Origin of the sequence: Bradyrhizobium lupini (assembly GCF_040939785.1) — a bacterium.
Taxonomy (GTDB): Bacteria; Pseudomonadota; Alphaproteobacteria; order Rhizobiales; family Xanthobacteraceae; genus Bradyrhizobium; species Bradyrhizobium canariense_D.
Genome location: NZ_CP162553.1, coordinates 819,644 through 845,123, shown reverse-complemented (window position 1 = coordinate 845,123; position 25,480 = coordinate 819,644). Strand labels below are relative to the sequence as shown.

Genomic DNA, 25,480 nt, shown 5'->3' with positions numbered 1-25,480 from the left:
AGCGCATGGGGGTGAAGGCTTCGGATTTTGCATGTCGCATTGTTCGAGGGCAATTAAACTGAATCACACAGGAGACTTTGATTTGGCGACGACAACAACTGGATGGCCGGACGCAACAAACACAGGTGTACCTGCAGGTGTAACTCTTACGCCATCGGGCGACTTGGTCATTACTCAGGCGGGGACGGTAATCTCTGGGCTTAACATTAGTGGGACGGTCTATATCAACGCTCCCAATGTGACGATCGAAAACTGCAAAATCACTGCGGCGAGTTTTGCGGTCGTGCAAATCAAGCAAGGTGTGACGGGAGCCGTCGTCCAGAACTGCGAGATCAATGGCGTCGGCAGCAATAACGACGGATCGAACGGCATCAGCGGCCAGGGCACATTCACCGGCAACAATATCTATAATGTCGAAAACGGCATCAATGTGCAGGGAAGCTCGACAATCACGGGCAACTACATCCATGACCTGAAGGCATCCGGATCGCCGCACTATGACGGCATCCAGGTCGATGGCGGCGTATCAAACGTGACCATCAGTCACAACACGGTTATCAACGACTACAGCCAGACCTCGGCGGTCATGGTGGACAATTATTTCGGCCCCATTTCGAATGTTAGCGTCAGCAACAACCTGCTCGTCGGCGGCGGCTTCACCGTCTATTCCGATGCGCAGTTCAACGGTGGCTCGATTACCGGCGTGTCCTTCACAAACAATCACATGGGATCTGGCTATTGGGGTGTCACCGATTTCAATCTGAATTCGCCGACCTATACCGGAAACGTCAATGATGGCGCGACGCTCGCGTCGGCGCTGAATACATCGGCGAACCAGGGTCCGACGACTTCACCGAGCCCCGCACCTAGCGCGCCGGTGATCGCGTCCTGGTCGCCGGACACCGGTGCGACCGGCGACGGCGTCACCGACGCCAACAAGATCTCCCTGCACGGAACGGCCGCTGCAGGCAGCACCGTAAAGGTTTACGACGGCTCGACCCAGATCGGTACGGCGACGACCAACTCGAGCGGCAGCTGGGACTACATTACCTCAGTCCTGACTGACGCCAAGCACGCACTGACGGCGACCGCGACCAACGCGTCGGGCCAGACCGGCGTGGCGTCGGCCGCGCTGGCCGTCACGGTCGACACCAAAGCGCCGACTGCGCCGACCATTGCCAGCCATAGCGTGAACAGCGCCAATCAGGTGGTGCTGTCGGGCAATGCCGAAGTGAGCAGCGTCGTAAAGGTGTTCGACGGCACGACCCAGATCGGGACCGCGATGGCCAACAGCAGTGGCGTGTGGGGCTACACCAGCGCCGCCCTTGCGGCCGGTTCGCACAGCTTCACCGCGAAGGCAATGGACGTAGCAGGCAACACCGGCGCGGCGTCCACCGTGTTCGCGGCTAACATCGGGACTTCGACGTCCCCAACCACACCGACGTCGCCAACGCCAACTCCTGATAAAGTAATCGAGTCGGCTGGTGCGACAAGTCTCGTTGAGAGTGGCGGCAAATTTTACCTCAACGGCAGCAGCGGATCGGGCCCCTCGCTGAAGAACCACGGCGTCGACTTTGTGGGCGGGTCAGATTACACCTGGGCACCGATTGGTGCGGAGAAGACGGCGACGGGCTATCTGGTTGCCTGGAAGGAGGCGAGCACCGGTCAGTACACGGCCTGGAACACCGACAACAACGGCAACTACGTTTCCCATGTCAGCGCCCTGACCGGCTCCACGTCGGGCGGCTCCGTGTCGGGTACGAACTCTGGCCTCAAATCGCTTGAGACGAGCTTCCATCAGGATCTCAACGGTGACGGGCAGATCGGTACTTCCAGTGCTTCCACACCGACGTCGCCAACGCCAACTCCTGATAAAGTAATCGAGTCGGCTGGTGCGACAAGTCTCGTTGAGACTGGCGGCAAATTTTACCTCAACGGCAGCAGCGGATCGGGCCCCTCGCTAAAGAATCACGGCGTCGATTTTGTAGACGGGTCAGATTACACCTGGGCACCGATTGGTGCGGAGAAGACGGCGACGGGCTATCTGGTTGCCTGGAAGGAGGCGAGTACCGGTCAGTACACGGCCTGGAACACCGACAACAACGGCAACTACGTTTCCCATGTCAGCACCCTGACTGGCTCAACGTCGGGCGGCTCTGTGTCGGGTACTGACTCTGGCCTTAAATCGCTCGAGACGAGCTTCCATCAGGATCTGAACAGTGACGGGCACATCGGTACTTCCACCGCAACTGCGTCGTCCACCGTATCCGACAGCACCAGTCAGGTCGCTGCGACTTCGGGCAGTACGCTCGTCGCCTCGACCGGCAACACGACCTTGAAGGGGACGTCAGGCAATGACATCTTCGTTGGCAGCAGCCAGGCCGACACTTTCGTGTTCGGCGCGAACTTCGGCCACGACGTCATCAAGGACTTCGTTGCCCGAGGTCCTGCTCACGACACGATCGAGTTCAGCAAGACTGTGTTCGACAGTTTCGCGAGCGTTCTCTCCCACGCGGCCCAGTCGGGCGGCGACGTCGTCCTCGCGACGGGGAGCGACACGCTCACACTGAAGAACACCAAGCTGGATGCGTTGACCAGCCACGACTTCCACTTCGCGTAAGGGGCAAGTCAACCACACAGACGAGTACTCAACAACTGCCTCGGGGATCTCTTGGGGGATCTCCGAGGCTTGTTTCAAGGGCGGGTGTCATGACTGACTCTGGACGGCGGGGGGTGATCTCCCCGCTCGTGAATTCTTATCGTATCCCACTTATGCATTTGTCAGGACTATGGTCCGTCGGACGACAGTGGGCGGATGACGCCGAACTGCGGACGCCGCAACTGATCGGCTGGGCAAAGCGCCCGGTCGAGGCCCTGCGGCAACGGATATTTGCTGGTCGATCCCGACCGGCGGAGGACTATGACGAGCCGCACTCCGAGATGTCGGCTTTCCTGCGGTCGTGCCGCCGGATTTTCTGGGCTCTCGCCGCCTTCAGTGGGATGAGCAATCTCCTTATGCTCACCGGCTCGTTTTTCATGCTGCAAGTCTATGATCGGGTGCTGCCCGGGCGCAGCATACCGACGCTGATCGCCTTGATGGTTCTGGCCACGGTTCTTTACCTGTTCCAGGGTGGACTCGACCTCGTCAGGAGCAGGATCAGCTCCCGGGTGGGCCGGTATTTCGATGAAAAACTCAGCATTCGCATATTCGACTCGCTTGTTCGCCTGCCTCTAAAGACCAGAGCGGATGGCGATGGCTTGCAGCCGGTGCGGGATCTCGATCAGGTCCGCAGCTTCCTGTCGAGTGGAGGGCCGACGGCGCTCTTCGATCTCCCGTGGATGCCGATCTATCTCGGCATCTGCTTCCTCTTTCACTTCTGGATTGGCGTGACTGCGCTGGCCGGCGCGCTGGTCCTGGTCGGCATTACGATCCTTACGGAAACACGTACGCGAGGGCCGGCAAAGGCATCCTCGCGTCTCGCCGTCTCGCGGACCGCACTGGCGCTCGAAGGGCGGCGAAATGCCGAGGTCCTGCAGGCCATGGGCATGCGGCAACAGGCGGGCTTACGTTGGCGGGATGTCAACGCGAAGTACCTCGCGGCCCATGAGCAGGCAAGCGATGTCGCAAACGGACTCGGTGGCGCCTCCAAGCTCTTCCGGGCGATCTTGCAATCGCTGGTTCTTGCCGTGGGCGCCGTCCTCGTTATCAACCAGGAATCCACGGCCGGCATCATCATTGCCGGATCGATCCTCACCGCGCGGGCACTGGCGCCCGTCGAAATGGCCATCGCGAACTGGAAAGGATTCGTCGCCGCGCGACAATCGGGGCAAAGGCTTGATCGCTTGCTGAAGCTTCTGCCTCGCGAGGAGGAGCGGTTGGCATTGCCTGCACCCGTTGAAACCCTCACTGCCGAGCACCTCTATATTGGCGCCCCGAACTCGGAGAGGCCCACCGTCAGTGAAGTGTCGTTCCAGCTGCGGAGCGGGCAAGCCGTTGGAATCATCGGTCCGAGCGGCTCCGGCAAATCGACGTTGGCACGCGCGCTGGTGGGAGTGTGGCCGTGCATTCGAGGCAGGATCCGGCTCGACAACGCTTCGCTCGATCACTGGTCTTCGGACGCCCTCGGCAAGCACATCGGTTATCTGCCTCAGGACGTCGAATTGTTCGACGGCAGCATTGCAATGAACATTGCACGGTTCGATCCGCAGGCAACGGCCGCCGCAGTTCTGGAAGCTTCGCATGCCGCGGGCGCGCACGATCTCATCCTGTCGCTTCCAGACGGCTACGGCACGAAGATCGGCGAAGGAGGGTTAGCGCTGTCGGCAGGGCAGCGGCAGCGTATCGGGCTCGCGCGCGCCTTTTACGGCAAGCCGTTCCTGGTCGTACTTGATGAACCCTCTTCCAATCTCGATGCCGAGGGCGAGGACGCCTTGACCGAGGCGATCTTGAATGTGCGCCGTCGTGGCGGAATTGTCGCCGTTGTTGCGCATCGTCCGAAGGCGTTGGAAGGTGTGGACCATGTCTTGTGCCTCGGGGAAGGCAGGGTGCAGTCCTTCGGCAAAAGAGAGGAGGTCCTTAAGAGAGTGTTGCGAAATCCCACACCGCTCAAGGTCGTCGCGGAAGCTCAAGGAGGCGGCCGATGAGTGGCCAGGTGACACCGGCGATGCAATCCATCCAGCGTTACATGATCGTGGGTATGATCATGTTTGGTTTGGTAACCTTTGGGGTCGGCGGTTGGGCGACAACGACCCAATTGTCGGGCGCGGTGGTCGCCCAAGGCGTGGTCGTGGTGGATTCGAGCGTCAAGAAGGTTCAGCACTCCACTGGTGGAATCGTGGGAGAGTTGCGCGTGCGGGAGGGCGCGCGGGTTAATGCAGGGGATATTTTGATCCGCCTCGACGAGACGCAGACGCTCGCGAATGCCACCATCGTCACGAACAGCCTCGATGAGCTGTTCGCGCGGCAGGCTCGTCTGGAGGCCGAGCGGGATGGCGCCGATCAGGCTGCCTTTCCCAAGGTGCTGCTCGACCGGGCCAAGGAGAGCAACTCGGAGGCGAGCCGTGCGATTACTGCGGAGCGAAAGCTGTTCGAGCTGCGTCGTCAGGCGCGGAGCGGCCAAAAAGCGCAGTTGCAGGAGAAAAGTGCGCAGCTGGAAAACGAGATCAAAGGCCTAACGGGGCAGACCGAGGCCAAGCAGAAGGAAGTTGAATTTATCCGGCAGGAGCTGGAGGGCGTGCGCAGTCTGTGGCAAAAAAATCTGGTGCCGATCACGCGGCTCAATTCCCTCGAGCGTGATTCCGCTCGCCTCGAGGGCGAGCGCAGCCAGCTGGCAGGAATGATTGCGCAGTCGAAGGGCAAGATCGCCGAAATCGGACTCCAGATCATTCAGATCGACCAGGACCTGCGGACGGAAGTGGGCAAGGATCTGATCGAAACGCGATCGAAGCTCTCCGAGCTGAGCGAGCGCAAGACTGCGGCGGTCGATCAATTGAATCGGATCGATATCAGGGCACCGCAAACCGGTCGCGTCCACGAGCTGAGCGTCCACACGGTCGGAGGTGTGATCTCTCCCGGCGAGCAGATCATGCTGATCGTGCCCGATGCGGACTCGCTTGCGGTTGAGGTCAAGATCGCGCCGCGCGATATCGACCAGGTCTATATGGGGCAGACCGCGACAATGCGCTTCGCGGCGTTCAACCAGAAGACCACGCCCGAAATCGACGGAGAGGTCAGCATGGTCTCGGCAGACATTACACAGGATCAGCGTGCCGGCACCAGTTACTACACGGGCCGCGTCCTGCTGAAGCCGGAAGAGCTGGCGAAACTCGGGTCGGCCAAGCTGTTGCCCGGCATGCCGGTCGAGGTCTTTATCAAGACGGCAGGTCGGACCGCGTTATCCTACCTGCTCAAGCCGCTGCACGATCAGGCGGAGCGAGCATTCAAGGAGCGCTGACTCTTCGCGAGAAAATAGCAGAGCTCGACTGCCCGAATTCGGGCCTGGCACCCGATCCGTGGGCGCCAGCCGTTGCGATCAGCCGCTGCTGCCGGGCGGCCGGAAAGCATCGGTGGCGGGCCGCGGCTGGCCGAAGAGTGCGCCTTACAAGTCGCGGCGGAATCTGCGGTCTGGTCTGAAGGCTCCACCGCGGCGTTCTGGTAATGTCGGGGCGTCGCAAGAGATAGCGAGATCGATAAACCTCCTGATCAATCGCGACAGATCGCGCGGCTTTCGACGGAAGGGTCGTAGCGGATGTCTGTCGTCCGTGGGCGAGACCACGGATCGCTCGAACGACCGTCCGCTCAGCACATCCATTCGCTTAGCGTACAGGGTCATCGCGGCCAGGAAGACAGGTTCAGCCCCCAGGATGACGAGTAGCCCATCTGGCAGATGAAACTGTCCCGATCGATTTGGGCCCGGCGAAAATTAGACCAACGCTTCAAATCGTATGGGGCGTTAAATGGTTGCGCCGGCTCTAGACGCGCGAAGCACGTTCCGTGGGTGCTTGAGCGGCCTTTTCAGCGGGACACCCGAGCCTCCAAGAGCTTCTGCCCCCTCATCTCCCCCGTTCTTCCTTCGGCAGGATTGTGAGCGCAATGGCGGCTCATTCGCAGGCGGTTGTCATCGTATATTTAATTGTTGATTTTATTCTTGCGAATTATATATTTAAATATGATTTAATATTATAAATGCCGCTATTGTTCTTGCGACAAGGCGGCCGCGCTCTGGGTGAATCCGGGCCTCACTTGGCGTTCGCGGGGGATCGGCAGATGCAACGTATCTCGGGGCCAATCGTCACGGCAGCCGTAGCCGTCATGATCGGAGGCGTCCACTGGGCGCGTGCGGCACCGTTGACCGTGCAGACGGCCCCGCGAGCGGCTCTTGCGCATATCGAGCTGGGACGCCCGACGCTTCCGCCCCTCACTTACACGTTGTTTTGCCTCCGCTATCAGGGCGAATGCCGCCTGCGGCGCTTCTTCCGGGGCGGGCCGATCCGGCTGACCGAGAAGCGATGGGCGGATCTGCGGGAGATCAATCGCGTGGTCAACTTGGCGATAGCGCCAGCTCGCAACGAGCTCGGTCTTGCGGGTGAGAACTGGATCATCAACCCCGCTCGCGGCGATTGCAACGACTACGCGGTGAGCAAGCGCCACGAGCTGCTTCAGCGCGGCTGGCCGGCGCGAGTGCTGTTATTGAGCGAGGTCGTTGTCGATTCCGGAGAACATCATTTGGTGCTTCTGGTGCGTACCGAGAGCGGCGATGTCGTCCTCGATAATCTCACGCCGCAGATCGTGCCGTGGTCGCGGACGCCCTATCGCTGGGTTCGCGTGCAGAGCCCGGGTCGCGATGGGCTGTGGGCGGCGGTTGGGCGGGAAGGGGCATGAAACGCTGGCGCCCGGAGCCTTGCTTGGCAAGAACGGGCCAAGAGCTACTCCTGAGTGCATTTGAGTTGCTCGAGCGAAGCGAGCCTGTCCTCAAGCGCAACGATCCGGCGGAGAAGGTCAAGGCGTGACAGCCCAAGGGTAGCTCGCGTCGATCCAATGACGAAAGCGGCAGCACATGGCCGTTCGGAATTGGCAGTGAGGACGCTGGACACGCGCAGGACGCCGTCGCCGGTCAGCACATCCACCCAACCTTCGGAGGGTGACCGGCCCACGATCCGGCCCGGCACGCGGCCGATATAAGAGGGAGCATCAAGCCGCGGCGAAGCGTTGGCGATGATAAGCCGCTGAGCGTCAAGATGGGTGAAGGCACCAGGAAAAGGCGGAGTTAATCCGCGGATCATTCGATCAATGACGTCGGTTGGCTGTCGCCAATCAATCTCGCCATCGTCCGGCACGCGGGTGCAGCCATAGGAGGCCTGATCGGTATTCTGGCCGGTGCCCTGATAGCCGGCGACGACTCGCAGAACTACCCCGCCGAGCTCACGCTCCTGGATGGCGTTGAGACGATTGTACAGGCACGCGACCGTGTCGTTCGAGCCGATCGGGATCGCCTGCTGAAACAGCAGATTGCCGCCATCGAGCTCCGGGACGACAAGGTGAATGCTGATTCCGGCGGTCGTCTCGCCATTGATGATTGCCCAGTTCACGTTGGCGCGGCCGCGATAATGAGGCAGAAGCGAATAGTGCACGTTAACAAAGCGACACAATGCAAGAATTTGCGGCGGGATTATCCGATCGAAGGAAGAGATCACGACGGCAGCGGGACGCAAGTCGGCGATCGCTTTCCGAAGCTGGTTCAATTCCTGCAACTCCGCGACCAGGATGCCTTGGGCTTTCGCAAATGCCCTTAGCGCGCTGGCTTCGGGTTGGTCCGGCTTCCGGAAGACCTGGACCACGCGGCACTGCGCAGCCAACGACCGAAGGGCAGTGAAGCCTGTCGGTCCGTCCGCGAGAAGGAGGACATCGGGCTGCAGCCGCTCGGTCATGTCATTCCTGCCATGGTACGAGCTGGGCAAAGCCGTCCCGTGTCACGGCACCGCCGCGCCACACCCATTCGGCTGCCCGCAATCCTCCAGTCTGCAATCGTACGATCGGCTCGGGGCCAATCTCCGACAGCAGGATACCCATATGGCCCTGCCCGACCGGCTGCGTGGGCCAGAGGGAAAAACCATTTCGGGCCAGCGCCGCTCGATCGACGTCGCCCCAGAACTGTACCACGACGGCGCCGGCGGGCGCGCATGCAGCCAGATGCGCAGCTTCCGCTTGGCCGATACGCGGCGCTGCCGCTGGCTGCAACGCGACAACGAACGCTTCCCATCCTTCGAGATGGACCGCCGCAGCACTGTCGAACGTCGTGACGCTCGCCCCCGAGCTTGCTAGTCCAGTGCGCAACGGGACAAGGAAGTCATTGTCGCAGAGCAGACCGATTCTGTTGCCGAGCACCGCCAAACCGCAGTCGTGCAGCTGTTTCACGGCGAGCGGTCCGAGGAATGAGAAGACGTCCACGGCGGGGTGTCGCTCGTTGACACCGACCACCGGGATTTTGCGCCTTGCACACGCTTCGATATCCAGGTCCTCACGACGAAATTCCCACGCCTCGAACATCAAGGCGATCACGGCGTCGTTGCGCAAATGGGCAATCAGCGGAGCCGTCAGGGGGCGAAGGTGGCCACTGTTGGTTATGATGTCGACATTGCAAAGCACTTCGGGGCTGATCTTCTCCAGGATTTCGATGCGATCAGCGACGCCCAAGGGGGCAGCGAGCTCCAGAGTCTCTTGTTTGGCATCGGCCACGGTCCCGTGGCGGCCAGCTTTTGCAAGCGCGTAGACGTGCTTGGCTCCGGACATCGCGGCGAGGACGGCAGTCACGGCGTAGGCGCCAGTCGCCGCTTCGGTCAGCACGGTCAATTCCGAAAGGTCCAGCCCTGTTCGCTCAACGGCGAGCTTCATCAATGTTCGCAGCCGAACAGGCGAGAAGCCCGGCCTCGAAGGAATTCGCTTGTCGGTATCGGCTGGTCGCGGTTGGGTGAAGGCTGTTCCGGCCTCAATTCCGGTCGTGGAATGGGATCCCGCCATTGCCGCTGCAAATACTGGATTCATGATGCCCTCGACCGGCGCGCTCTGGATATCCGATCGCGTGCCGCCCGGAGCACGTTATAGAGCGGATCGGGTATGAGGGCGCGGAGATGATCCTGCCAACTCATTCGCTCAATGCAGTGGTCTTCGCCGGGACGCGCGGCCCAATACCGGACGCGGCGTTCGCCCGGCGCCGGGACGCGGCGCGTCGTCGTGTAGTAATACGATGCGACAGAAAGGCGCATTCGACCAGGCGGACATGTGACCGGATCAGGGAGGCCGTGAAGAGTGGCGCCGTGTGTCTCCCAGAGGATCATGGTGTTGAACTGCGGGAAGATACGGCGTCCGAGAGCTGACATGTCGGCAGGCCACAGCTCGAGGCTGCCGCCGTAGGCTTCCGGCCAATCCCGGTTGAGATAGATGAGGAGATTGACCCGGTGGAACAGTCGGGTCGTCGGATGAACCTCGAAATCGCGATGAATCTTCGTGAAGCCTCCCGGAGGCGTTCGATGTACCCCCGCGAATTTGTGGGTTGGATCGGAGAGAAGATCGCGAACTCCAGTGATGGCCGACACGAACTCACGGAAACGAGCGCTATCCACCAGGCTCAGCAGATGTTGAGTGGCTGGCCCGAGCCCGTGAGAAATCTCCTGCTTCACCAGGCGATCGGTGTTTGTGGCAATCATGTTGGTTTCATGGAGCGCGACGCATTCGGCAGCAACCATATCCAGTAATTTCTCGGGAAATGCGTCGTGGACGACAATGTGCGGCCAGGGTTTTGCACTGGCGTATTCAGAGCGCAGGGCATCGCCTCGGGCGAAGAGGCCGCTTAGCGAGTGAAGTTGTACGTCGACATGCAATTTCGCGGACTCCCGCTGTGGCGGCTACGAGCTGCCCCCTTCCAGGCATGCTGCCCACAAATTTAATTCTATGACTAAAACTCCGCGAATTAAATGTCAAATTAAATAACTGGAGGTGTGAGCTGCGCACGGTGGAGATTGGGGGATCTTCTCCGAGGCAGAAATGTCGTTTCAGTCTGCTGCTCCGCGAAGTCGAATAGGCCCTGTGACCAAATTTAAATCATTAAATTAATATACATCAGTTGCCACGCGATGATTTTGGTCTATCCTGCAAAGCGGGCTGGCTGTTGCAGGATGATCCCATGACCCATCTCGATACCGACGGCGAAGATCGTCGTGAGTTCTTGAAGAGCTGCGGAAAATTTGCCGCCGTCACCCCTCCTGCCATGACGCTGTTGCTGTCCACCTCTCTTACGTCAACCGCGATAGCCAGTTCAGGCGGTCATATTGTTCATGGCAACAATGGCTACGGCAACGGCGGCGGTGACGGCAGTCCGAACAATAAAGAGGATCGCGATCGCTAGATGTTGCTGTGGACAGCCGCGCCATAGCAGTGTCTACGGCGTCGCGACCGTCGCGGGGCTCAACCGGTGCGGCGGCGCTTGTGGCTGGATGAACGGTTGATCAACAAATCGTTCAGCTTCTTGCCGGCTCGGAGCTGCGCCTTCAGCCAGCGGGGTTGCTTGCCACGACCGGACCAAGTCTCGGACGGGTTTTTCGGATTTTGATACTTCGGCAGCACGGGCGGGTAGGGGCGGCGCGCACGTTCCCCGTTGGGGGCCCCGGAAGTTCCCTCGATCCTGCGAAGCCGCTCTTCGAGCTTGGCTTTTTCCGCAATCATTCTCCGACTAAGAACAGTCGTCACTTCATCGTAAAGCCGCCACAGCTCAGCTGTGGTCGCGGATGCCCACTCTTCGTTCCCCATGGAAGCCGTCCCCACTACTTCCGATTTGAAATAGGAGGGGGGCTTATCAGGTCGAAGCCCCGTCGGGCAAGCCTGATCGGCCCGCGCACAGAACTCTAGTGTGCAGTGCGGTACTTCTTGGCGCTACCAGCCGGGCCTGTGCCTTCGACCGGCCGGTCGCCTCCCAGCCGGTCTCCGCCGGCGGACCCTTCGCATCGGGCCGAGCAAGCGCTGCTCGGCCATCGACACGCGACTACGTAAATTCTGCAATTCGGTGAATTGAACGATCAGAGATTCATGCGTTTGCCGCAAAACAGCCGAAGAATACATATGACCACCTACTCATTACCAGCGATGTCCCGTGACCGCAGATTGAAGTTTGCCGGGTTAGCGAAAATGTCGCCCGAACTTTGCTGACCAGGTTTTCATCGGTGCTGCTGCCGAAGCAGAGCCGTTATCGTTCGCGACGTCTGATTAATGGTTGGAAAATTTCCACTCCTCATATTGATCTTGGATGAATAGTATTACTTTTTGAGCCTCCTCTTCGTGTTATGGGGCGAGGCTTTCAGCTGCCTCGCTCCGGTCAAGTTTGTCGAATGTTAGATTTGAATCGTGAATGTGACTATATATCGTTCGTAATAAGTGGTCGGTGATGAGCTTGATGGCGGTTAACCAATCCTGACAGGCAGCCACATACTGGACCGCCAGATCTGCGGGAGAGTTTTGCAGATCATAGCCAGGTGAGAAGGCGCTGTTTTGTAGATGAATCGGCTGCTTCGGATTTTCCATGGAGGACCGCAATCCTACGGTGCTGCACGCATTCTCAAAGCGAGTTACAGTGGTGTGGCCATCATGCGTTGCCGATCGCCGTGACGAATTGACAGTGCGGCATTTTGGCAGAACGGATTGTTGTGCTTCCCGCGCGTCTTGAGGTGAATGCAGGAATAAAAACTGCCGCGCGGGGTATCAGGAATAGGCAGGGGAAGCATGCGCCGCATCAGAGTCGTCATCGCGGATCGGCACCCGATCGTCTTGCAGGGGATCAGCAGCGTCCTTGCGGCGCAGCGCGATTTCGCGATCGTGGCCGCCTGCGGCGATACTGCAAGCTGCATTGGGGCCATCCGACTTTTGGTGCCCGACATTGCACTGGTCGATATTGCAATGCCCAGTATCAGTCGACCTGACATTCTGGCTATCGCAAACACCGCTGGCCAAGGTACCCGGGTCATTTTCTTCGCTGAAAAGGCCGGCGATCAAAGGTCGCAGACGCTGGCCGCGGGCCGCGCCTGCCTCGTCCTCACGAGGGATGCTGAGCCGGAGATGCTGGTCGCGACCCTGAGGAAGGTTGCGGAACGCCAGGGGCCGGCATCGCGGTCGCCGTGCACAGGTGGCGAGGTCCGTGGGGAGTCTCACATCGGTGAGGAAAAGGCTCCGACGCAGCTGACCGACCGGGAACGGCAGATCATGAGACTTGTATCGGAGGGGCTGTCGAACAAGGAGATTGGGCGTTTCCTGAACATTACCGATGGTACGATCAAAGTCCACCTTCACCACATCTTCCAGAAGCTCGATATCAGCAATCGAACAGTTCTCGCGGCATTTGCAATTTCGCAAAACGGGCAACATGCGGCCGCACGTGAACTCGCCCCTTCCGGCCTACTACAGCAGGATTCGTCGGTTCGAAACGACGAGGACGTCAAGCGTAGCAATGTCCTTCCGGAACGTACGCGTTAGCTGGACATCGCATCATGCTGGGCGGTGAGCATCGGTTGCGGCGCGCAGATGCTCGGCCATGTTGCGGCAGGCTCCTTCGGCCTCAGCCAATGTTCGGAAGGGCGACCCGCTGATCTTGATCGCGCCGTTGTTCTCGTAGAGTGGTCGCCAACTCGCCAGGTACCCGAAGCGTCCGTGAAAGCCTGGACCGGTAGGGCTCTCCAGGCTGATCACAAACGAGAAGCCATCGCCGCTCGCGCTCCAGATCTCCATGTTTTCGATTGGCCGGTGAAATTGCAGTGGCATGGCAATCATCCGTCGTGCGCTGCTCTTGACCCAGCTAATCAGATATATGCATATTAAATATTAATTTGATACTCTCGATTGGGGCTCCGGCAACGGGCTAGCAAGCCCGAAAGGCCATGGAAATGCTGGCAGTCTGCCGGCGGCGCACGCCTCGCAATCTCCATTTTTCAAACAAATTTTGGTTGAAGGTCTATTTAATATATAATATCAATAAAGTAAATTTAAATCAAGGGGAGCGCATCGTGAGCCAAAGTGGCAATGAAGATGACGACCGGCGGGCGTTCCTGAAAACCTGCGGAAGATTCGCGGCCGTGACACCCCCGTCATGACGCTGCTGCTGTCGACCTCGCTGACCTCGACAGCCATCGCACGTTCAGGCGGACAGAACGGAGCAACGCATGGCGACGACAAGGGCCAGTCGTTCCTCGACAATGATCGCCCGTCCTCTGCAGCGTCGGGGTCCTCTGGCGGCGGGGCATCTGGAGGCGGGGCATCTGGAGGGGGGCACCTGGAGGCGGTGGCGGACCTGGGGGGCGGCGTGGTGGGGCATCTGCTGCCGGAGGGCCATCCGGCGGTGGCGGCGGGTCCGGCGGAGCGACCGGTGGCGAAGGACCTTTCGCGACGGGAGGGAACTCCGGAAATCCGGCCGCATATGGAGGGGTCGATTGTGCAGATGAAGAAGACGACGAGCGGAGGCACAAGCCCGAGTGCGAGCGAGCCGCCACTCGACTTTCGAGCGCAACCCGCTCCGAGCCTTAACAACGGTTCGATCCGCTGTTGTTGCAAGCTGAGCAGCCAGACCCAATGGAGCGTGCCGCGCGCCGGGGCACATGAGTACTTTTTTAACGCGCCGCCGCATCGTCATCGGCAACGCAGCATGCCGAATTAGTCGCGTTTTCCTTTGATTGCATATTTTTGCCCAAGTCAAAGCTGGCGGAATTCTCGCGGACATATTGCTAGGAGAACTCACATGAAAATCTGCGCTCGAGTGGACAACCCTGCCGCTGTTCTTCGCCAGCGTCTCGAAGCCCTTGCCTCTCAACTCGCAGAACTTGAGAGTCTCAGGGACCGGGTGGATCGAGAAGAGAACCATCAGCGCGAGCGGCGCCAGTGCGGCTATCTCAGACGACGAGCAAGCTCAGAGTGCAACCGAGCGGTCGCTGCAACGTCGCAGATCTAAAGCTCCGCCTTGTCGCAACCCATCAAATTATTTCAGCGAGAGTCCGAAAGCGAACGGATGTTTCGAATTTAATCGATCATATTTGGCTTCGGCAGGGGGCGAGCGGTTCATCCGCAGCAGCCTCCGGTCACGCCGAGAACAGGGGCGCTGGTTTTCTGGCGCAGTACGTGCCGGGAGCGGGGGTCTTCAATCCATTAACTAGTTTCGCTTGAAAGGATGAAAGCTCGTGAATGATGCCAATGTGAAAGTCGAAACGCAGGCCGATCCGGTGAATGAGAATACGAATGGTGCAAAACCAAGGATCGATTTGCCGCTTTTGAATTTCCAGGAACTCTTCCGTGGATTCGCCGAGCAGGGCGCCGCACAGACCAAGAAAAATATCGCGAGCATGAAAGCGACTTCCGAGGAGATCAGCGACATTCTCCGTGAAGCCTGCTCAATGAACGCCAGAGGGGCCGTCGATTACGGTGCCAAGGTCATCGAGATTTCCAAAGACAATACCAGGGCCACCCTGGAGTTTTTATCCCGGCTCGCTGAGACCAGGTCGCTGCTGGATATCGTGCATCTTTCGACCGCCCGAAGCCGCGAGGCTTTCGAAGTCGTCTCCGCACAGAATCGGGAGCTCTGGGAGTTCGCGCAGAAAGTTGCGATCGAGACGACCGAGCCCATCAAGACCAGCTTCAATAGGGTGTTTCACGAGACCGTCTGAACCGAGGCTACCGGCCGCGCGGTTCGACTGGACGGACATCTCCGCGACGAGGGGACGCTCGGTCCAGTCGATGGCGGGGCAGCGTGCCCTGACCGCACAACAGGTTGCAGGAGATCAAGATGGGTGTGGTGATGATCAAATGCCCGGAAACGGGCGACGCCATTTCGACGGGTATCGAAACCGATCGCGAAAGGTTTCGTTGCAGCGCGGTATTCTTTCGCGCACCTATTGCCGGGTCTGCGCGGCTACACACGAGTGGTTCGCGCGAGAGCCCTGGGTCTACGAGCCTGCCCTGGATAGTCGGTTGCCGGGCGGCTGGCAGGCGTCTCGCGCCGGCGCGGCGTGAATAAGTCCTGCTGCGCCACGCGAAACGATCCGATCGATTCTGCGGCTCATCACCTTGTAGCACTCGCATGCCACGGCTTCGAGCCGCGGCCGGTCAATCTCGAGCTGACCGCGGCGGTTGGATTTCAAGGCTCGTGACGCGCGCAATGCCCTCACAACATGCGTGACCGTGGTGCGCCGGACCCCCAGTAGCTCCGACATAGTCTCCTGTGTCAAAGGGAGGGGATTGCTGCTATTCGCCCGGTCGTGAATTTGAAGCAGCCAGCAGGCCATCCGGGCTTCGACGGAATGCAGTGCATTGCAAGCCGCGACGTGCTGAACCTGCGTCAGCAGCGATCTCGTGAAAATCTGCGCCATGGATGCGATGGCGGGGCTGCGCCCCAGAGCTGACAAAAATTGCGCCGCCGGAATCTGCAGCACGGGCCCTGGTACGCGGACGACTACCGTCACAGATGAGTGGGATGTGCCAAGCGCCAACGTTAGACCGATCGCACCTTCACGACCGATCACCGCTGTGGCGGCAGTCTGCCCGTTCGGCAAGTCCACGATGAAGGCAATCGCGCCGCCACAGGGGAAGAGAAGGTGCTCGATCCGATCTCCCGATCGGACCAGTACGGCGTCGCGCTCGAGCACGACTTTCCGCAGGTGAGGCGCAAGCAAAGCGAAATCGGCCGGCGGCAAGGCTGCTAACAATCGATTACCAACTCTGGTCGCGTGGTCCATCATGGGATTCGTCCCCACCGATGTCCGGCGCTAGGTCTCGTGCCGGCTGGTGCCAGCTGGTCTGCACTACTCAACAGCGATCCAATCGGTCACCGGAGATATGGTTCCAATTGGGAGTCGTGCGTGTGCGACGGCACCGCCACGCACGATCCCGCGAGATCCTGCGATTGGCGCCAACTGGAGACCGGCAGGCTCGCGGGCATTGCAGTTGATTTCGGCCGAGCCTATCGCTCGTCCGCCTTCTCGGGAACCGGAAGAGTGTCCTCTGAGCGGACGCTCTATGCCTGTGGGACGGATGCCAATTTTTGGCCGAATATGCTCAGGCGGCGACTGCCTAATCATTGAACGTTCTTAACTCGTGGCTAAACTCTTAATCAGGCGGGTCCCAGGTTTGGGCCCCGCCCACCGCACCTCGCAAAGCCTTAGGCCGATCCACGGTTTGAAGACCGAATTAAAACGGCTTTTCACGTCGAGACCGGCAACGATAGCTGGCGGTTCAAAAGCCGAGACGACGATCACGCGACCCGCGCTCGTCTCGCCTCCGCTATCCCGGCCAGCTCCGACGAGACGAGCGCTACCAGCAAACCCCGCCGCGCAAAGGGGTCAAAATTGGACGCCGATGAGGGGGCAAATTTGCAAACGATGACGTAATTGCGGTCGGCGCTCGTGGTATGCAAGCCGCATTATCGTCGAGCCCTCGCAATCACCTGATTCGAAGGAGCTCCCATGAAGCAGTACGTCGGGCTGGACGTCTCACAGAGAGAAACCGCCGTATGCGTTGTCAACGAGACTGGCCAAGTAATCTTCGAAGGAAAAGCCAAGTCTAATCCTGGTGCCTTGACCGACCTGCTTCGCAACATGCGCCTCAAGCCGAGCGTATCGGCTTCGAGACGGGTGCGATGGCGAGTTGGCTATGGCATGAACTCCGCAGGGTTGAGCTTCCGGTGGTCTGCATCGACGCTCGGCATGCGCACGCAGCTTTGTCGGCCCGTATGAACAAGAGCGGTCAGAATGATGCGCGAGGCCTTGCAGAACTGGTGCGAGTGGGATGGTATCGAGAGGTCAAGGTCAAAAGTGAGGAAAGCCAAAAGATCCGAGCGATCCTTGTCGCTAGATCTCGGCTAGTGTCGATGCGCCGAGACATTGAGAACCAGATTCGTGGCTTGATCAAGGAATCTGGATTACTATTCCCTCGCGCGATCGGCCAACAGTTCCGCAACCAGGTCAGCGAATTCTTAGGCGCTGATCATTTACTCCTCAACGTGATATCGCCGCTGCTCTCGATCCATGAGAACATCTGTCGAGAACAGGAAAAGTTCGACAACGAGGTCCGCCAGTTGGCGAAGCTGGACGAGACGACGCGGCGACTGATGACGGTCCCGGGTGTCGGCGTCGTCACGGCCCTAACGTTCCGCCACACGATCGATGATCCCTCGCGCTTCCGATCGGCGTCGACAGTCGGCGCTTACCTCGGCCTTACGCCGCGATGTAGCCAATCCGGCGAAACCGACACCAACGGAAAGATATCTCGACGGGGCGACCGGCTTCTCCGAACTTACTTGTTCGAGGCCGCCACTGTCCTTCTTTCTCGAACCAAAAAGTGGTCTTCTCTAAAGGCCTGAGGCATGAAGCTCGCCAACCGGATCGGCATGAAGAAGGCAAAGGTCGCAATTGCCCGAAAGATCGCCGTGATTCTCCACTGCATCTGGGTCGATGGCACATCGTTCGACTGGGTCCAGCCGAAGCCAATCTAATATTTGCTCGCAAGTTCCTGGTCCGGTCCGCCGGACTGGCGATGTCCCGCTGGGACGGTGGTTGTGGTGACCTCGGTCAATCGGCTGGTGGCGGTTCGCCCGCACTCCGCTGCAGACGTTGAGGCGCCCGATCCGGACATCATCATGAGGCGCTCGCGACCTCGGAAAGGACCATGACCCCATCTACGACATCAACCCAACTCGCTGAAGCCGCCAACGATGTCGATTGCCAATCCCGCTAGGCAATCGTCTCGCCATCCGCGATCGCTCCGTCTCCGCAACCTGACCAGCTCCGACGGAGCAATCGCTACGGGCGTGTCACTGGAGAGAGGAAGAATGGTAACTTGACAACAAACCGCAATTAAAGGGCCGATCTCCTCCAGAAGAATGTTCAAGGCGCTCGGGCCTTCTAAGCACGCGATCGGCCATACCGGAAGGGCGGCAAAAGCACTGGGTGAAGAGGTCAAGAACCGGATCATCCCGCAGTACACCGGGAGCTTTGATCGGGCGAGCCTTTGCGGCGCTCGGGTTTCGGAGGACTCTCTCGAACGCGAGGCAATCTGCACGTCTTTGCGCCCGATGATCCGAGCTGGACGCCATCGACCTTCCAACGTCAAAACCCGCGTGAAAAAGTCCGGAATGCCGAATGGGCTGCTCACGTTGAGAGACGCCCCCCGTTTTAGAGACGTTGCGGACTAGGCACGGTACTGCATTTGGCCCCGAATTCGATCAATCCGGGCTAGAACCTTCTCTCGTGACGATAGCTGTCGATTTCAAATATATGATTTAATTCGTTTAAAAATGTGATTTAATCATAACAACGAAACGTTGTAAGTCATTTGGACGCATCTCCGCGGCAACCTGCGGACCACGAGGGAGGTTCACATGGCTGTTCTCTTTGGCGACACAAGTGGATCACTCACGGGCCGACAGCATGGCGCAGCGCAAACACTGGTTGGTTCCGATCCGACAAACACACTGTTCGGGGATGCTGGCGTGGACTTGCTCGGCCGCGCGATCGGCGGCAACGACACGTTGCTGACGTCCGGCTCTGGAAGCCTATATGGTGATGCGGGCGGAAACATTTCTGATCATGCCCGGGGCGGCAGCGACACGTTGTCCGCTCAAGTATCGGCGCCCGCTATCATTCCCGGCGAGACCTTCAGCCTGGATATGTACGGTGATGCTGGAGGCAACATTTCGGACTGGGCCATTGCGGGCAATGACATGTTCAATGTCGAATTGCCCCTGGCCTTTACGCCCGGAGTGAGGGTGAATGCCTATGGCGACGCTGGCGAAACATTGTCTGGTCAGTCCCAGGGTGGTGACGACAACTTCGGCGTCACTGCTGGCGGACATCAAACAATTATCGTGTATGGAGATGCGGGTGGAAACCTGATCAATTGCGCGGTCGGCGGTAATGACACATTCGTTGGTCACATCGGACCGGATGGGAGTTTTGTGTTCTATGGCGACGCTGGCGGAGGCTTGCTCGGGCATACCCGGGGCGGCAATGACAGCTTCACTGCGAGCGGATCCGAGTACAACAACTATCTCTATGGTGACGCCGGCGGCGGCATGGCCGGTCATGCGGCCGGCGGCAATGATAGTTTCGCTGTGAGCGGGATTAATCCGTTCAATTTTGTCTTCGGCGATGCCGGTGCAAATATGTCCGCTTCCGCCGCCGGGGGAAACGACACGTTCGACGACTCTAGCGACGCAACACTCGCTGACCGAAATGTCTTTTCCGGCGATGCTGGCGGGAACATGTCCGGCTCTGCCCACGGAGGGGACGACACGTTCAACAAGACCGGCTTAGGAGGAAGTACGTTCTATGGCGAAGTCGCGGGCGACATGTCTGGTCGTGCCCAGGGCGGCAATGACACATTCCAGGCCTCGGGCACGCAAAACCAAAATCTCTTCTACGGCGATGCCGGCGGCAATATGGGCGATCAGGCCGTTGGCGGCGACGACACCTATTTCGGTGGCAACGTATTTTCCCAGCTCATCAATCAAGCATATGGCGATGCGTCGACTATGTCGGGCCGCGCGCATGGCGGCAATGACACCCTGGTCGGCGGCAATGATCCGATCCGCATGCCGTGGGCAGCTACGAGACCATTCTCGTCGGCGATGCCCAATCCATGTCCGACTACGCGCGCGGCGGCAACGACAGGCTGGTTAGCGGCACGGGAAACGATGACATATGGGGCGATGCCCAGATGATGCTCGGCTTTGCCCAAGGAGGGAACGACACGTTCGTGTTCGATTTCGATAACGGGCACGATAAAGTCGAAGACTTCGGACAGGGACTCTCCAGATCAGGGCGCCGATCACATCGACGTCTCTGCGCTCGGTATCGAGAACTTCAGCGATCTGAGCTTCTCACCGTTCGATCCTGTCACGCACGAGAGCACGGTCACGTTCAGTCCAGGCAACGACGTGGTGGTGCATAGCCAGCAAGCACTCAGACCTCAGGATTTTATCTTCGCGCCACATCAAGACGGTTTGTTGGCCTGAGCCGTCGCTCAAGACCGCCCGCACGCTCGACATACATTCAGCCTCGTGCCTACTTCAGGGCGCGACGAGGTTATCGGGTTATGGTCGGTCCCAGACAGCGTTCGGTCCCATCCCGTCGTGCTGCATTGTTTTCCGTGTGGACACGCGAAGCTGAAAGTTGCTGCGGTGCAGGACCGCTAGTGGCCCCAAAGCGGACTCCAGCGCATCGCGCTGCCCCTGAGGGAGTAGCGAAGCCTCGAATAGCCTTGGAGCAACTTATGGGCGCACTTTCGTGACCGAGCCCGTTAACATAGTTAAATTGATTTGCTGGTTTTTCCCGATAGTTTTTTGCGCAGGGGAGAACATTCATGCGAAGCTCTCGCGCAATCCTTTATGCCCAACGACTTAGCGAACTCACCTCTCAGCTCTCAGAATTGGAATATATTCGAGGTCTAGTCGAAGAAGCAGAGCGAAGCGCCCGCAGTGTGCCTCCATTACGCTTGACACATCCTGCTTCGCGCCGTCTTCGAACTCGTGAACCAGGCGCCCTGTCTGTCCGCTTCCGTCGCCGCGCGCCACCAAGCTGGAATGCAGGCGCTATCAGCCCCTGACAACGACAACCAAGTCAATCGGACTTTGCTGGAGCCATTCCCCGACGGATGGTGGGCTTCCTCCTAAAACCTCTCCAAGCGCTCGCCTTCACTCCTGCTGAGAAGGAGGGGACGAGAGCCAGGGAAGCGCCAGCAATGATAAGCGACTTCGCACGTTGATACGCATCGCTGGCCGAGGGTCTAACCGTAGGCGTCGGTGGCTGAGAGACAATTCCGCGCTCCCGCCTGCATGTTAGGAGCGCAAAATGGCCGAAGAAGTCAGCGCCGAGACACGTGCCTGCTCGAGCGAGCCAACGAAACCATCGCTCAAAGTCGTCAGTTAGCCACGGAACGTCGCGCACTCGTCCCTGGGTGCGAACTAAATCTCCGACACAGGCTGCTCAACATTGCCACCCTGCCTACTGATGACCTGGAGCGCCGGGTCCGCGCACCTGAGGGGAGTGGACTGCACCCCCTTGTGGCCCATCAAGTTGCGCCTCGTTCGGAGGAGGTCCGCTCATCGCGCCACAGCAGACCAGGTTGTTCAACTTGAGTTCTTCGCATTTTGACCCATTGCAAAAGCTTCGAGCGTTCGTCTTTACGAACACGTGCTGGGGACCCACTCCATGCCACAGCACGGGATAAACGTTGTGCTCGACATCGCCAGGAATGTCCTCCCTTTAGCCATGAGTTGCTTCGGGGTGATTGCGGTGACCCACAGCAGTCGTCAAGCTACTGGCTAGTTTTCTTGATGCAAACTGGCTCACTGTTGGGGACGCTCTTGCAATCCCAATCTGGGCCGAAGCCAGATGCCTGATGAACGGATGGATATCGAACAAGAAAGACAGCACAGACACATATCAGAACAACGGCAAAGAGGACGACGAAGACGTCACTGCGCGCGAACTGCCACCTGAGCCATCTGATCGTTCGTTCCAGGGTTAACTACCATTCTCACAATTAGCCTCGCCTCGCTAAAGATTCATTCGACCAATTCGGAGAAATTGAGCAATTGGCGCGAGGCCAGCTTTTGGCCCATCGCTTCCTTACGCGGTGTCGCTGCATGTCGGCTCACAAGGGCAGACCGGAAGTTTGCAGCCAGGGGCCAGGTCGGCGGCTTGTGACCCGTTGCTAACGCGAGCTAGTGAGCCTTCATTGCGCGCAATAGAAAACGAAGGCCCGAGCGTTCGTCACGCTTAAGACAGCGGATCCGTTTGCGGGTCGGTTATTTCGGACTACGCAGCGTGGAGCGCTGCTCATTCCACGCCGCCAGCAGAGGTTTCAGCAGCTCGTCAAGCTGAAGCGTGCTGGGTTGGCGGCCGGACGGGACGGCATTGAAGGATCCATCGGGATTGGACTGCCGTGACGATGAAGATGCCCTGGCCAAAGCCAGGACCACCGCCAGCGAGATTGCATCTGCCCCCCGCGTGCACGACCCGCGCCGCATCGCCATTGAGGACGAGGCCAGCCGGCAAGTTACCATCATTCCAGTGATCAATCACCACACCAACATAGGAGGATGACTCCGTGGCTGCCGACAAACCGGTCGGCGACAACGCGCGCAAAGGCGCGGTGAAGAAGCGGTCGCAGACCAAGACCAGGATGGGCGGCGCGACGACCTGGACCAAGCGTGACAGGTCGAGCAGCGAGTTCATGGCCTTGAAGTAGACCAGCAAGAAAACTAGCGCCAGAAAAAGTGATCTCGTTCAGCCTTACCGCTGTCGAGCTGCTGGGCGCGTTTCGAGATATGCGCATAACCAAACGCGATCCCAAGCTTGTCATCGGGACGTTTTGTCGCTGAGCCCGATGAACTCCAGGCCGGCGTCGGCATAAAGGTCGATCAGATTGCGGTCGGCAGGGGCGCCGGAAACTCTGCCGAATATGTCGATGCGCGGTCGTCGCTGCCTCATATTTCTTGAGGACGGTGGAGTCGTGCGACTACAGTTCTCGCGAAAGCTGCTCAAAGCTGCTAACGTTTCTTCAAACGTAGACGCTGGTTTATGATTTACGGTAACCTCTTTCGCTCATCGCCATTTCTCTCTCCGGAGATCCAGGTGGCCCGCTGTGTTTTGAGCCCAAAGCCCGTTGCTCTTGCTTGCGTGTAGAATCGGTGGTGGGCGGCCTCACTCTTCCGCCACTCTCACCTTGAAAGCACCCTAGCCAACGTCCGTTGACACCTTTGCGACTGTTGCAACATTCGCGTGGGCCGGTGCTGACCGAACTCGGTGGCAGCTGTCCGTGAAATCCACCATCAATGTGCCGTCCGTTTCGAGTCCAGTAAGGCGCGCGGAACATCGCCGACATCGTCAAGGTCAGGCGCCTGGCCGTATCCCATGCGTTTCATCTGCTCATGTACCTGCGCCATTTCAGCGTCGCTGAGGCGCGGCGGCTCGCCGATAGCCAACGCATGGACATACATCTTCGCCAGCGTCTCCACCTCCAAGGCGAGCCAAAGCGCCTTTTCAAAGGTCTGGGCCGTCACGATCAAGCCATGATGGCCAAGGAGGCAAGCGTCGCGATCTTCGAGGGCCTTGAGGGCGTAGTCCGATAGTGCCTGCGTGCCGAAACAAGCATATGGCGTACACCGGACATCGTTGCCACCCGCAACTGCGACCATATAGTGGAAGCAGGGAATATCACGTTCGTGAACGGCGAGAATCGTGCTGAAGGTGGAATGCGTATGCAGCACGACGTTGACGTCTTCGCGTGCTCGCAGAATATCGCGATGAAAGCGCCATTCGGATGAAGGCCGATGGTTGCCCTGGTAGTTCGCGGCAAAATCCATCGCGACAATGTCCTCTGGCTGCATCCGATCATAGGGCAGACTGGTAGGCGTGATTAGCATGCCGTTTGGAATCCGGTGCGAAAGATTGCCGGATGTGCCCTGATTGAGACCGTTTCGATTCATCTCCCTGCAGGTATCGACAATGCCTTGGCGGAGATCGGCATGATTACGGTCTGTCATGAAGCGGGCTCCGAGAAAGCGATCCAGGACTGGTAAGCGGTGGAAAGGTCGCGCGGTTCGAACCTATCGTTGCTGAGTGATGTGACGGCTTCAAGGATCACGCTTGAAACCGGCAGCGTACGCGAGAATCGCCGCCACAGCAGCGCAGCACCAAGCGCCGTTCCGTCGGGAGATCGACTCACCCAGACACTCTGCGAGGATCGCAAAGTCGCAAGACAACGGGCGAAGGGCAGGTTTGCGGCAAAGCCACCATCGATGACTATGCGTTTTGAGCTCTCGAGCGCATCAAGGCAGCGGTTTGCGCTGAACGCTGCGTAGAGCACCGCCAATGCCTGCCATTCGGCAGGCGTTTCGAGGGCGGCCCGATGACTCGTCCGCGGCGAGCAGCGCCCGGAAACAATCCATCATCGCCGACGAATGAGGGGAGCGCCAGGGTTCCTCTCGACAGCAGGGTGGGCAATGCGGCAAGGACGGCTGCATCAGAAGCAAAATGTTCCCCGCGGATGAGGTCGTATTCGCGGCCGGCCGCGATCAACGTCGAAGGTGCATTCTCCCCATCGACATCGATATTGAGAACCATCGCGCGCGCGCAATCGAGTTTGTCCAGGGGGAGGCCGCGCTGAAAGCCGATCATCCAAGTACCGGTCGATAGGATCGAGGCATCGGCCATGCCGGCGGCCTTGTAGCGAAACAGGTTGGCGTTGGAATCATGCACGCCGCAGAGGATCTCGGTCGATTGCGCCAGGCCAGTGCGCCTGGTTACAGATTCCGAAACCGTCCCTAGCACCTCACCGGCGGGTACGCATTCGGGCAACAGATGGCTCCAACCGCGCTTACGCATAAGAGAAGAAGGCTGACGGTGGATGAGGTCCCAGATATGGCTCTGAGCCGCGAGCTGCGAGATTTCGCTGGCCGCACGTCCACCAAGCCGCAGGGCGAAAAACTGCGCGGTGGTCAGATAGGCTTTTGCGCGAGCGAATTCGACGGGATACGCGCTTTCCTGCCAAAGCAGCTGTTTTCCGAGCCGCATCGCCCCTCCGATTCCGCAAAACACCTCATCGTAACCAGGCGCGATCCGGGCATATGCTTCATCGATTGCGGGCGGAGAGACGGCATCATAGTCCATCATCGGCAGCACTGGCGTATCACCGTCGACGAGAACCGCGCCGCATCCATGCGCAGCCACGATCACGGCGCCAATGGCATGGCGTTGAGACAAGTCGGCAAGGGTATCGAGAAACCACTCTTCTAACCCGGCAAGGTCATAGGCGAGGTACGAGCCCTGAGTCATAGGCACATTTGGAAGCCCGTGTGTTTCGAGCGGCCAGCCGTCGTCGCTCGCCACGACCAGTTTGAGATTGGTCTTGCCGATGTCGAGAACTGCAATAGGGTTCGAGACGATCGAGCGCATCATC

At 59.2% G+C, this 25,480-nt stretch carries 19 protein-coding genes and 3 pseudogenes; 12 read left to right on the top strand and 10 right to left on the bottom strand.

Going from position 1 to position 25,480, the window contains the following annotated elements:
• Positions 1–238: 238 nt before the first annotated feature.
• The 4 genes from AB3L03_RS04440 (at position 239) to AB3L03_RS04425 (ending at position 7,381) form a co-directional block, all read left to right on the top strand.
• On the top strand, positions 239–2,620 hold the full coding sequence (locus AB3L03_RS04440) for an Ig-like domain-containing protein (RefSeq protein ID WP_368508290.1): 2,382 nt from the start codon (positions 239–241) through the stop codon (positions 2,618–2,620).
• A 320-nt stretch (positions 2,621–2,940) separates the two neighbouring features.
• Positions 2,941–4,644 carry a type I secretion system permease/ATPase gene (locus tag AB3L03_RS04435; RefSeq protein WP_368509126.1) on the top strand — a complete coding sequence of 568 codons (1,704 nt, stop codon included), beginning with the start codon at positions 2,941–2,943 and terminating at the stop codon, positions 4,642–4,644.
• Positions 4,641–5,954: an HlyD family type I secretion periplasmic adaptor subunit gene (locus AB3L03_RS04430; RefSeq protein WP_368508289.1), complete on the top strand. Its 1,314-nt coding sequence runs from the start codon at positions 4,641–4,643 to the stop codon at positions 5,952–5,954. Before AB3L03_RS04435 ends, AB3L03_RS04430 begins: the two co-directional genes overlap by 4 nt.
• A gap of 812 nt (positions 5,955–6,766) precedes the next feature.
• Positions 6,767–7,381 carry a transglutaminase-like cysteine peptidase gene (locus AB3L03_RS04425; protein WP_368508288.1) on the top strand — a complete coding sequence of 205 codons (615 nt, stop codon included), beginning with the start codon at positions 6,767–6,769 and terminating at the stop codon, positions 7,379–7,381.
• A 44-nt stretch (positions 7,382–7,425) separates the two neighbouring features.
• Here the strand turns inward: AB3L03_RS04425 and AB3L03_RS04420 are convergent, their stop codons facing one another.
• The 3 genes from AB3L03_RS04420 to AB3L03_RS04410 are packed head-to-tail and all read right to left on the bottom strand — an operon-like array spanning position 7,426 to position 10,377.
• Positions 7,426–8,427, bottom strand: a complete 1,002-nt coding sequence (locus AB3L03_RS04420) for a methionyl-tRNA formyltransferase (protein WP_368508287.1) — start codon at positions 8,425–8,427, stop codon at positions 7,426–7,428.
• A gap of 1 nt (position 8,428) precedes the next feature.
• The gene (locus AB3L03_RS04415) at positions 8,429–9,541 is read right to left on the bottom strand and encodes a hypothetical protein (RefSeq protein ID WP_368508286.1); all 1,113 of its coding nucleotides are present in this window, start codon (positions 9,539–9,541) and stop codon (positions 8,429–8,431) included.
• On the bottom strand, positions 9,538–10,377 hold the full coding sequence (locus AB3L03_RS04410; RefSeq protein ID WP_204510873.1) for a 2OG-Fe(II) oxygenase: 840 nt from the start codon (positions 10,375–10,377) through the stop codon (positions 9,538–9,540). Before AB3L03_RS04410 ends, AB3L03_RS04415 begins: the two co-directional genes overlap by 4 nt.
• 302 nt (positions 10,378–10,679) lie before the next feature.
• Here AB3L03_RS04410 and AB3L03_RS04405 point away from each other — a divergent pair, with 302 nt between their 5' ends.
• Positions 10,680–10,901 carry a hypothetical protein gene (locus AB3L03_RS04405; protein WP_085358728.1) on the top strand — a complete coding sequence of 74 codons (222 nt, stop codon included), beginning with the start codon at positions 10,680–10,682 and terminating at the stop codon, positions 10,899–10,901.
• A 59-nt stretch (positions 10,902–10,960) separates the two neighbouring features.
• On the opposite strand, the gene AB3L03_RS04400 is transcribed toward AB3L03_RS04405, so the two are convergent.
• Positions 10,961–11,302: an H-NS family nucleoid-associated regulatory protein gene (locus tag AB3L03_RS04400; protein ID WP_085358730.1), complete on the bottom strand. Its 342-nt coding sequence runs from the start codon at positions 11,300–11,302 to the stop codon at positions 10,961–10,963.
• 528 nt (positions 11,303–11,830) lie between these two features.
• Positions 11,831–12,070, bottom strand: a complete 240-nt coding sequence (locus AB3L03_RS04395; RefSeq protein WP_204510874.1) for a hypothetical protein — start codon at positions 12,068–12,070, stop codon at positions 11,831–11,833.
• Positions 12,071–12,268: 198 nt separating this feature from the next.
• Between AB3L03_RS04395 and AB3L03_RS04390 the strand changes: the two genes are divergently transcribed.
• Positions 12,269–13,015, top strand: a complete 747-nt coding sequence (locus AB3L03_RS04390; RefSeq protein ID WP_085358734.1) for a response regulator transcription factor — start codon at positions 12,269–12,271, stop codon at positions 13,013–13,015.
• 12 nt (positions 13,016–13,027) lie between these two features.
• On the opposite strand, the gene AB3L03_RS04385 is transcribed toward AB3L03_RS04390, so the two are convergent.
• Positions 13,028–13,300 carry a hypothetical protein gene (locus tag AB3L03_RS04385; protein WP_162847239.1) on the bottom strand — a complete coding sequence of 91 codons (273 nt, stop codon included), beginning with the start codon at positions 13,298–13,300 and terminating at the stop codon, positions 13,028–13,030.
• A 239-nt stretch (positions 13,301–13,539) separates the two neighbouring features.
• Between AB3L03_RS04385 and AB3L03_RS04380 the strand changes: the two are divergent.
• Both AB3L03_RS04380 and AB3L03_RS04375 read left to right on the top strand, forming a co-directional pair.
• A pseudogene (locus AB3L03_RS04380) lies at positions 13,540–13,819 on the top strand (hypothetical protein); the annotation flags it as partial.
• A gap of 887 nt (positions 13,820–14,706) precedes the next feature.
• Positions 14,707–15,189 (top strand): phasin family protein, encoded by a 483-nt coding sequence (locus tag AB3L03_RS04375; RefSeq protein ID WP_368508285.1) that lies wholly within the window; start codon positions 14,707–14,709, stop codon positions 15,187–15,189.
• Between the two features lie 279 nt (positions 15,190–15,468).
• Here the strand turns inward: AB3L03_RS04375 and AB3L03_RS04370 are convergent, their stop codons facing one another.
• Positions 15,469–16,260, bottom strand: coding sequence for a Crp/Fnr family transcriptional regulator (locus AB3L03_RS04370; protein ID WP_085352704.1), 792 nt, complete (start codon positions 16,258–16,260; stop codon positions 15,469–15,471).
• A 465-nt stretch (positions 16,261–16,725) separates the two neighbouring features.
• On the opposite strand from AB3L03_RS04370, the pseudogene AB3L03_RS04365 reads away from it, so the two are divergent.
• From AB3L03_RS04365 to AB3L03_RS04350, 4 genes and pseudogenes are all read left to right on the top strand, one after another.
• Positions 16,726–16,908 (top strand): annotated as a pseudogene (locus tag AB3L03_RS04365) (IS21-like element helper ATPase IstB); the annotation flags it as partial.
• Positions 16,909–16,983: 75 nt separating this feature from the next.
• Positions 16,984–18,011: pseudogene (locus tag AB3L03_RS04360) on the top strand (IS110 family transposase).
• An 885-nt stretch (positions 18,012–18,896) separates the two neighbouring features.
• Positions 18,897–20,237 (top strand): calcium-binding protein, encoded by a 1,341-nt coding sequence (locus tag AB3L03_RS04355; RefSeq protein ID WP_368508284.1) that lies wholly within the window; start codon positions 18,897–18,899, stop codon positions 20,235–20,237.
• A 2,390-nt stretch (positions 20,238–22,627) separates the two neighbouring features.
• On the top strand, positions 22,628–22,768 hold the full coding sequence (locus AB3L03_RS04350) for a hypothetical protein (protein WP_162847221.1): 141 nt from the start codon (positions 22,628–22,630) through the stop codon (positions 22,766–22,768).
• Between the two features lie 583 nt (positions 22,769–23,351).
• Here the strand turns inward: AB3L03_RS04350 and AB3L03_RS04345 are convergent.
• The 3 genes from AB3L03_RS04345 to AB3L03_RS04335 are packed head-to-tail and all read right to left on the bottom strand — an operon-like array spanning position 23,352 to position 25,479.
• Complete coding sequence (locus tag AB3L03_RS04345; protein ID WP_026233824.1) at positions 23,352–24,065, bottom strand: class II aldolase/adducin family protein; 714 nt, start codon at positions 24,063–24,065, stop codon at positions 23,352–23,354.
• Positions 24,062–24,388, bottom strand: coding sequence for a hypothetical protein (locus tag AB3L03_RS04340; RefSeq protein ID WP_368508283.1), 327 nt, complete (start codon positions 24,386–24,388; stop codon positions 24,062–24,064). Before AB3L03_RS04340 ends, AB3L03_RS04345 begins: the two co-directional genes overlap by 4 nt.
• Complete coding sequence (locus AB3L03_RS04335; RefSeq protein ID WP_368508282.1) at positions 24,325–25,479, bottom strand: carbohydrate kinase; 1,155 nt, start codon at positions 25,477–25,479, stop codon at positions 24,325–24,327. Before AB3L03_RS04335 ends, AB3L03_RS04340 begins: the two co-directional genes overlap by 64 nt.
• Position 25,480: the final 1 nt, after the last annotated feature.

Coding starts and splice junctions, on each gene's coding strand:
- AB3L03_RS04435 (WP_368509126.1), top strand. CDS start 2,941: ATGTCGGCTTTCCTGCGGTCGTGCCGCCGGATTTTCTGGGCTCTCGCC.
- AB3L03_RS04430 (WP_368508289.1), top strand. CDS start 4,641: ATGAGTGGCCAGGTGACACCGGCGATGCAATCCATCCAGCGTTACATG.
- AB3L03_RS04425 (WP_368508288.1), top strand. CDS start 6,767: ATGCAACGTATCTCGGGGCCAATCGTCACGGCAGCCGTAGCCGTCATG.
- AB3L03_RS04420 (WP_368508287.1), bottom strand. CDS start 8,427: ATGACCGAGCGGCTGCAGCCCGATGTCCTCCTTCTCGCGGACGGACCG.
- AB3L03_RS04415 (WP_368508286.1), bottom strand. CDS start 9,541: ATGAATCCAGTATTTGCAGCGGCAATGGCGGGATCCCATTCCACGACC.
- AB3L03_RS04405 (WP_085358728.1), top strand. CDS start 10,680: ATGACCCATCTCGATACCGACGGCGAAGATCGTCGTGAGTTCTTGAAG.
- AB3L03_RS04400 (WP_085358730.1), bottom strand. CDS start 11,302: ATGGGGAACGAAGAGTGGGCATCCGCGACCACAGCTGAGCTGTGGCGG.
- AB3L03_RS04395 (WP_204510874.1), bottom strand. CDS start 12,070: ATGGAAAATCCGAAGCAGCCGATTCATCTACAAAACAGCGCCTTCTCA.
- AB3L03_RS04390 (WP_085358734.1), top strand. CDS start 12,269: ATGCGCCGCATCAGAGTCGTCATCGCGGATCGGCACCCGATCGTCTTG.
- AB3L03_RS04385 (WP_162847239.1), bottom strand. CDS start 13,300: ATGCCACTGCAATTTCACCGGCCAATCGAAAACATGGAGATCTGGAGC.
- AB3L03_RS04370 (WP_085352704.1), bottom strand. CDS start 16,260: ATGATGGACCACGCGACCAGAGTTGGTAATCGATTGTTAGCAGCCTTG.
- AB3L03_RS04355 (WP_368508284.1), top strand. CDS start 18,897: ATGGCTGTTCTCTTTGGCGACACAAGTGGATCACTCACGGGCCGACAG.
- AB3L03_RS04345 (WP_026233824.1), bottom strand. CDS start 24,065: ATGACAGACCGTAATCATGCCGATCTCCGCCAAGGCATTGTCGATACC.
- AB3L03_RS04335 (WP_368508282.1), bottom strand. CDS start 25,479: ATGATGCGCTCGATCGTCTCGAACCCTATTGCAGTTCTCGACATCGGC.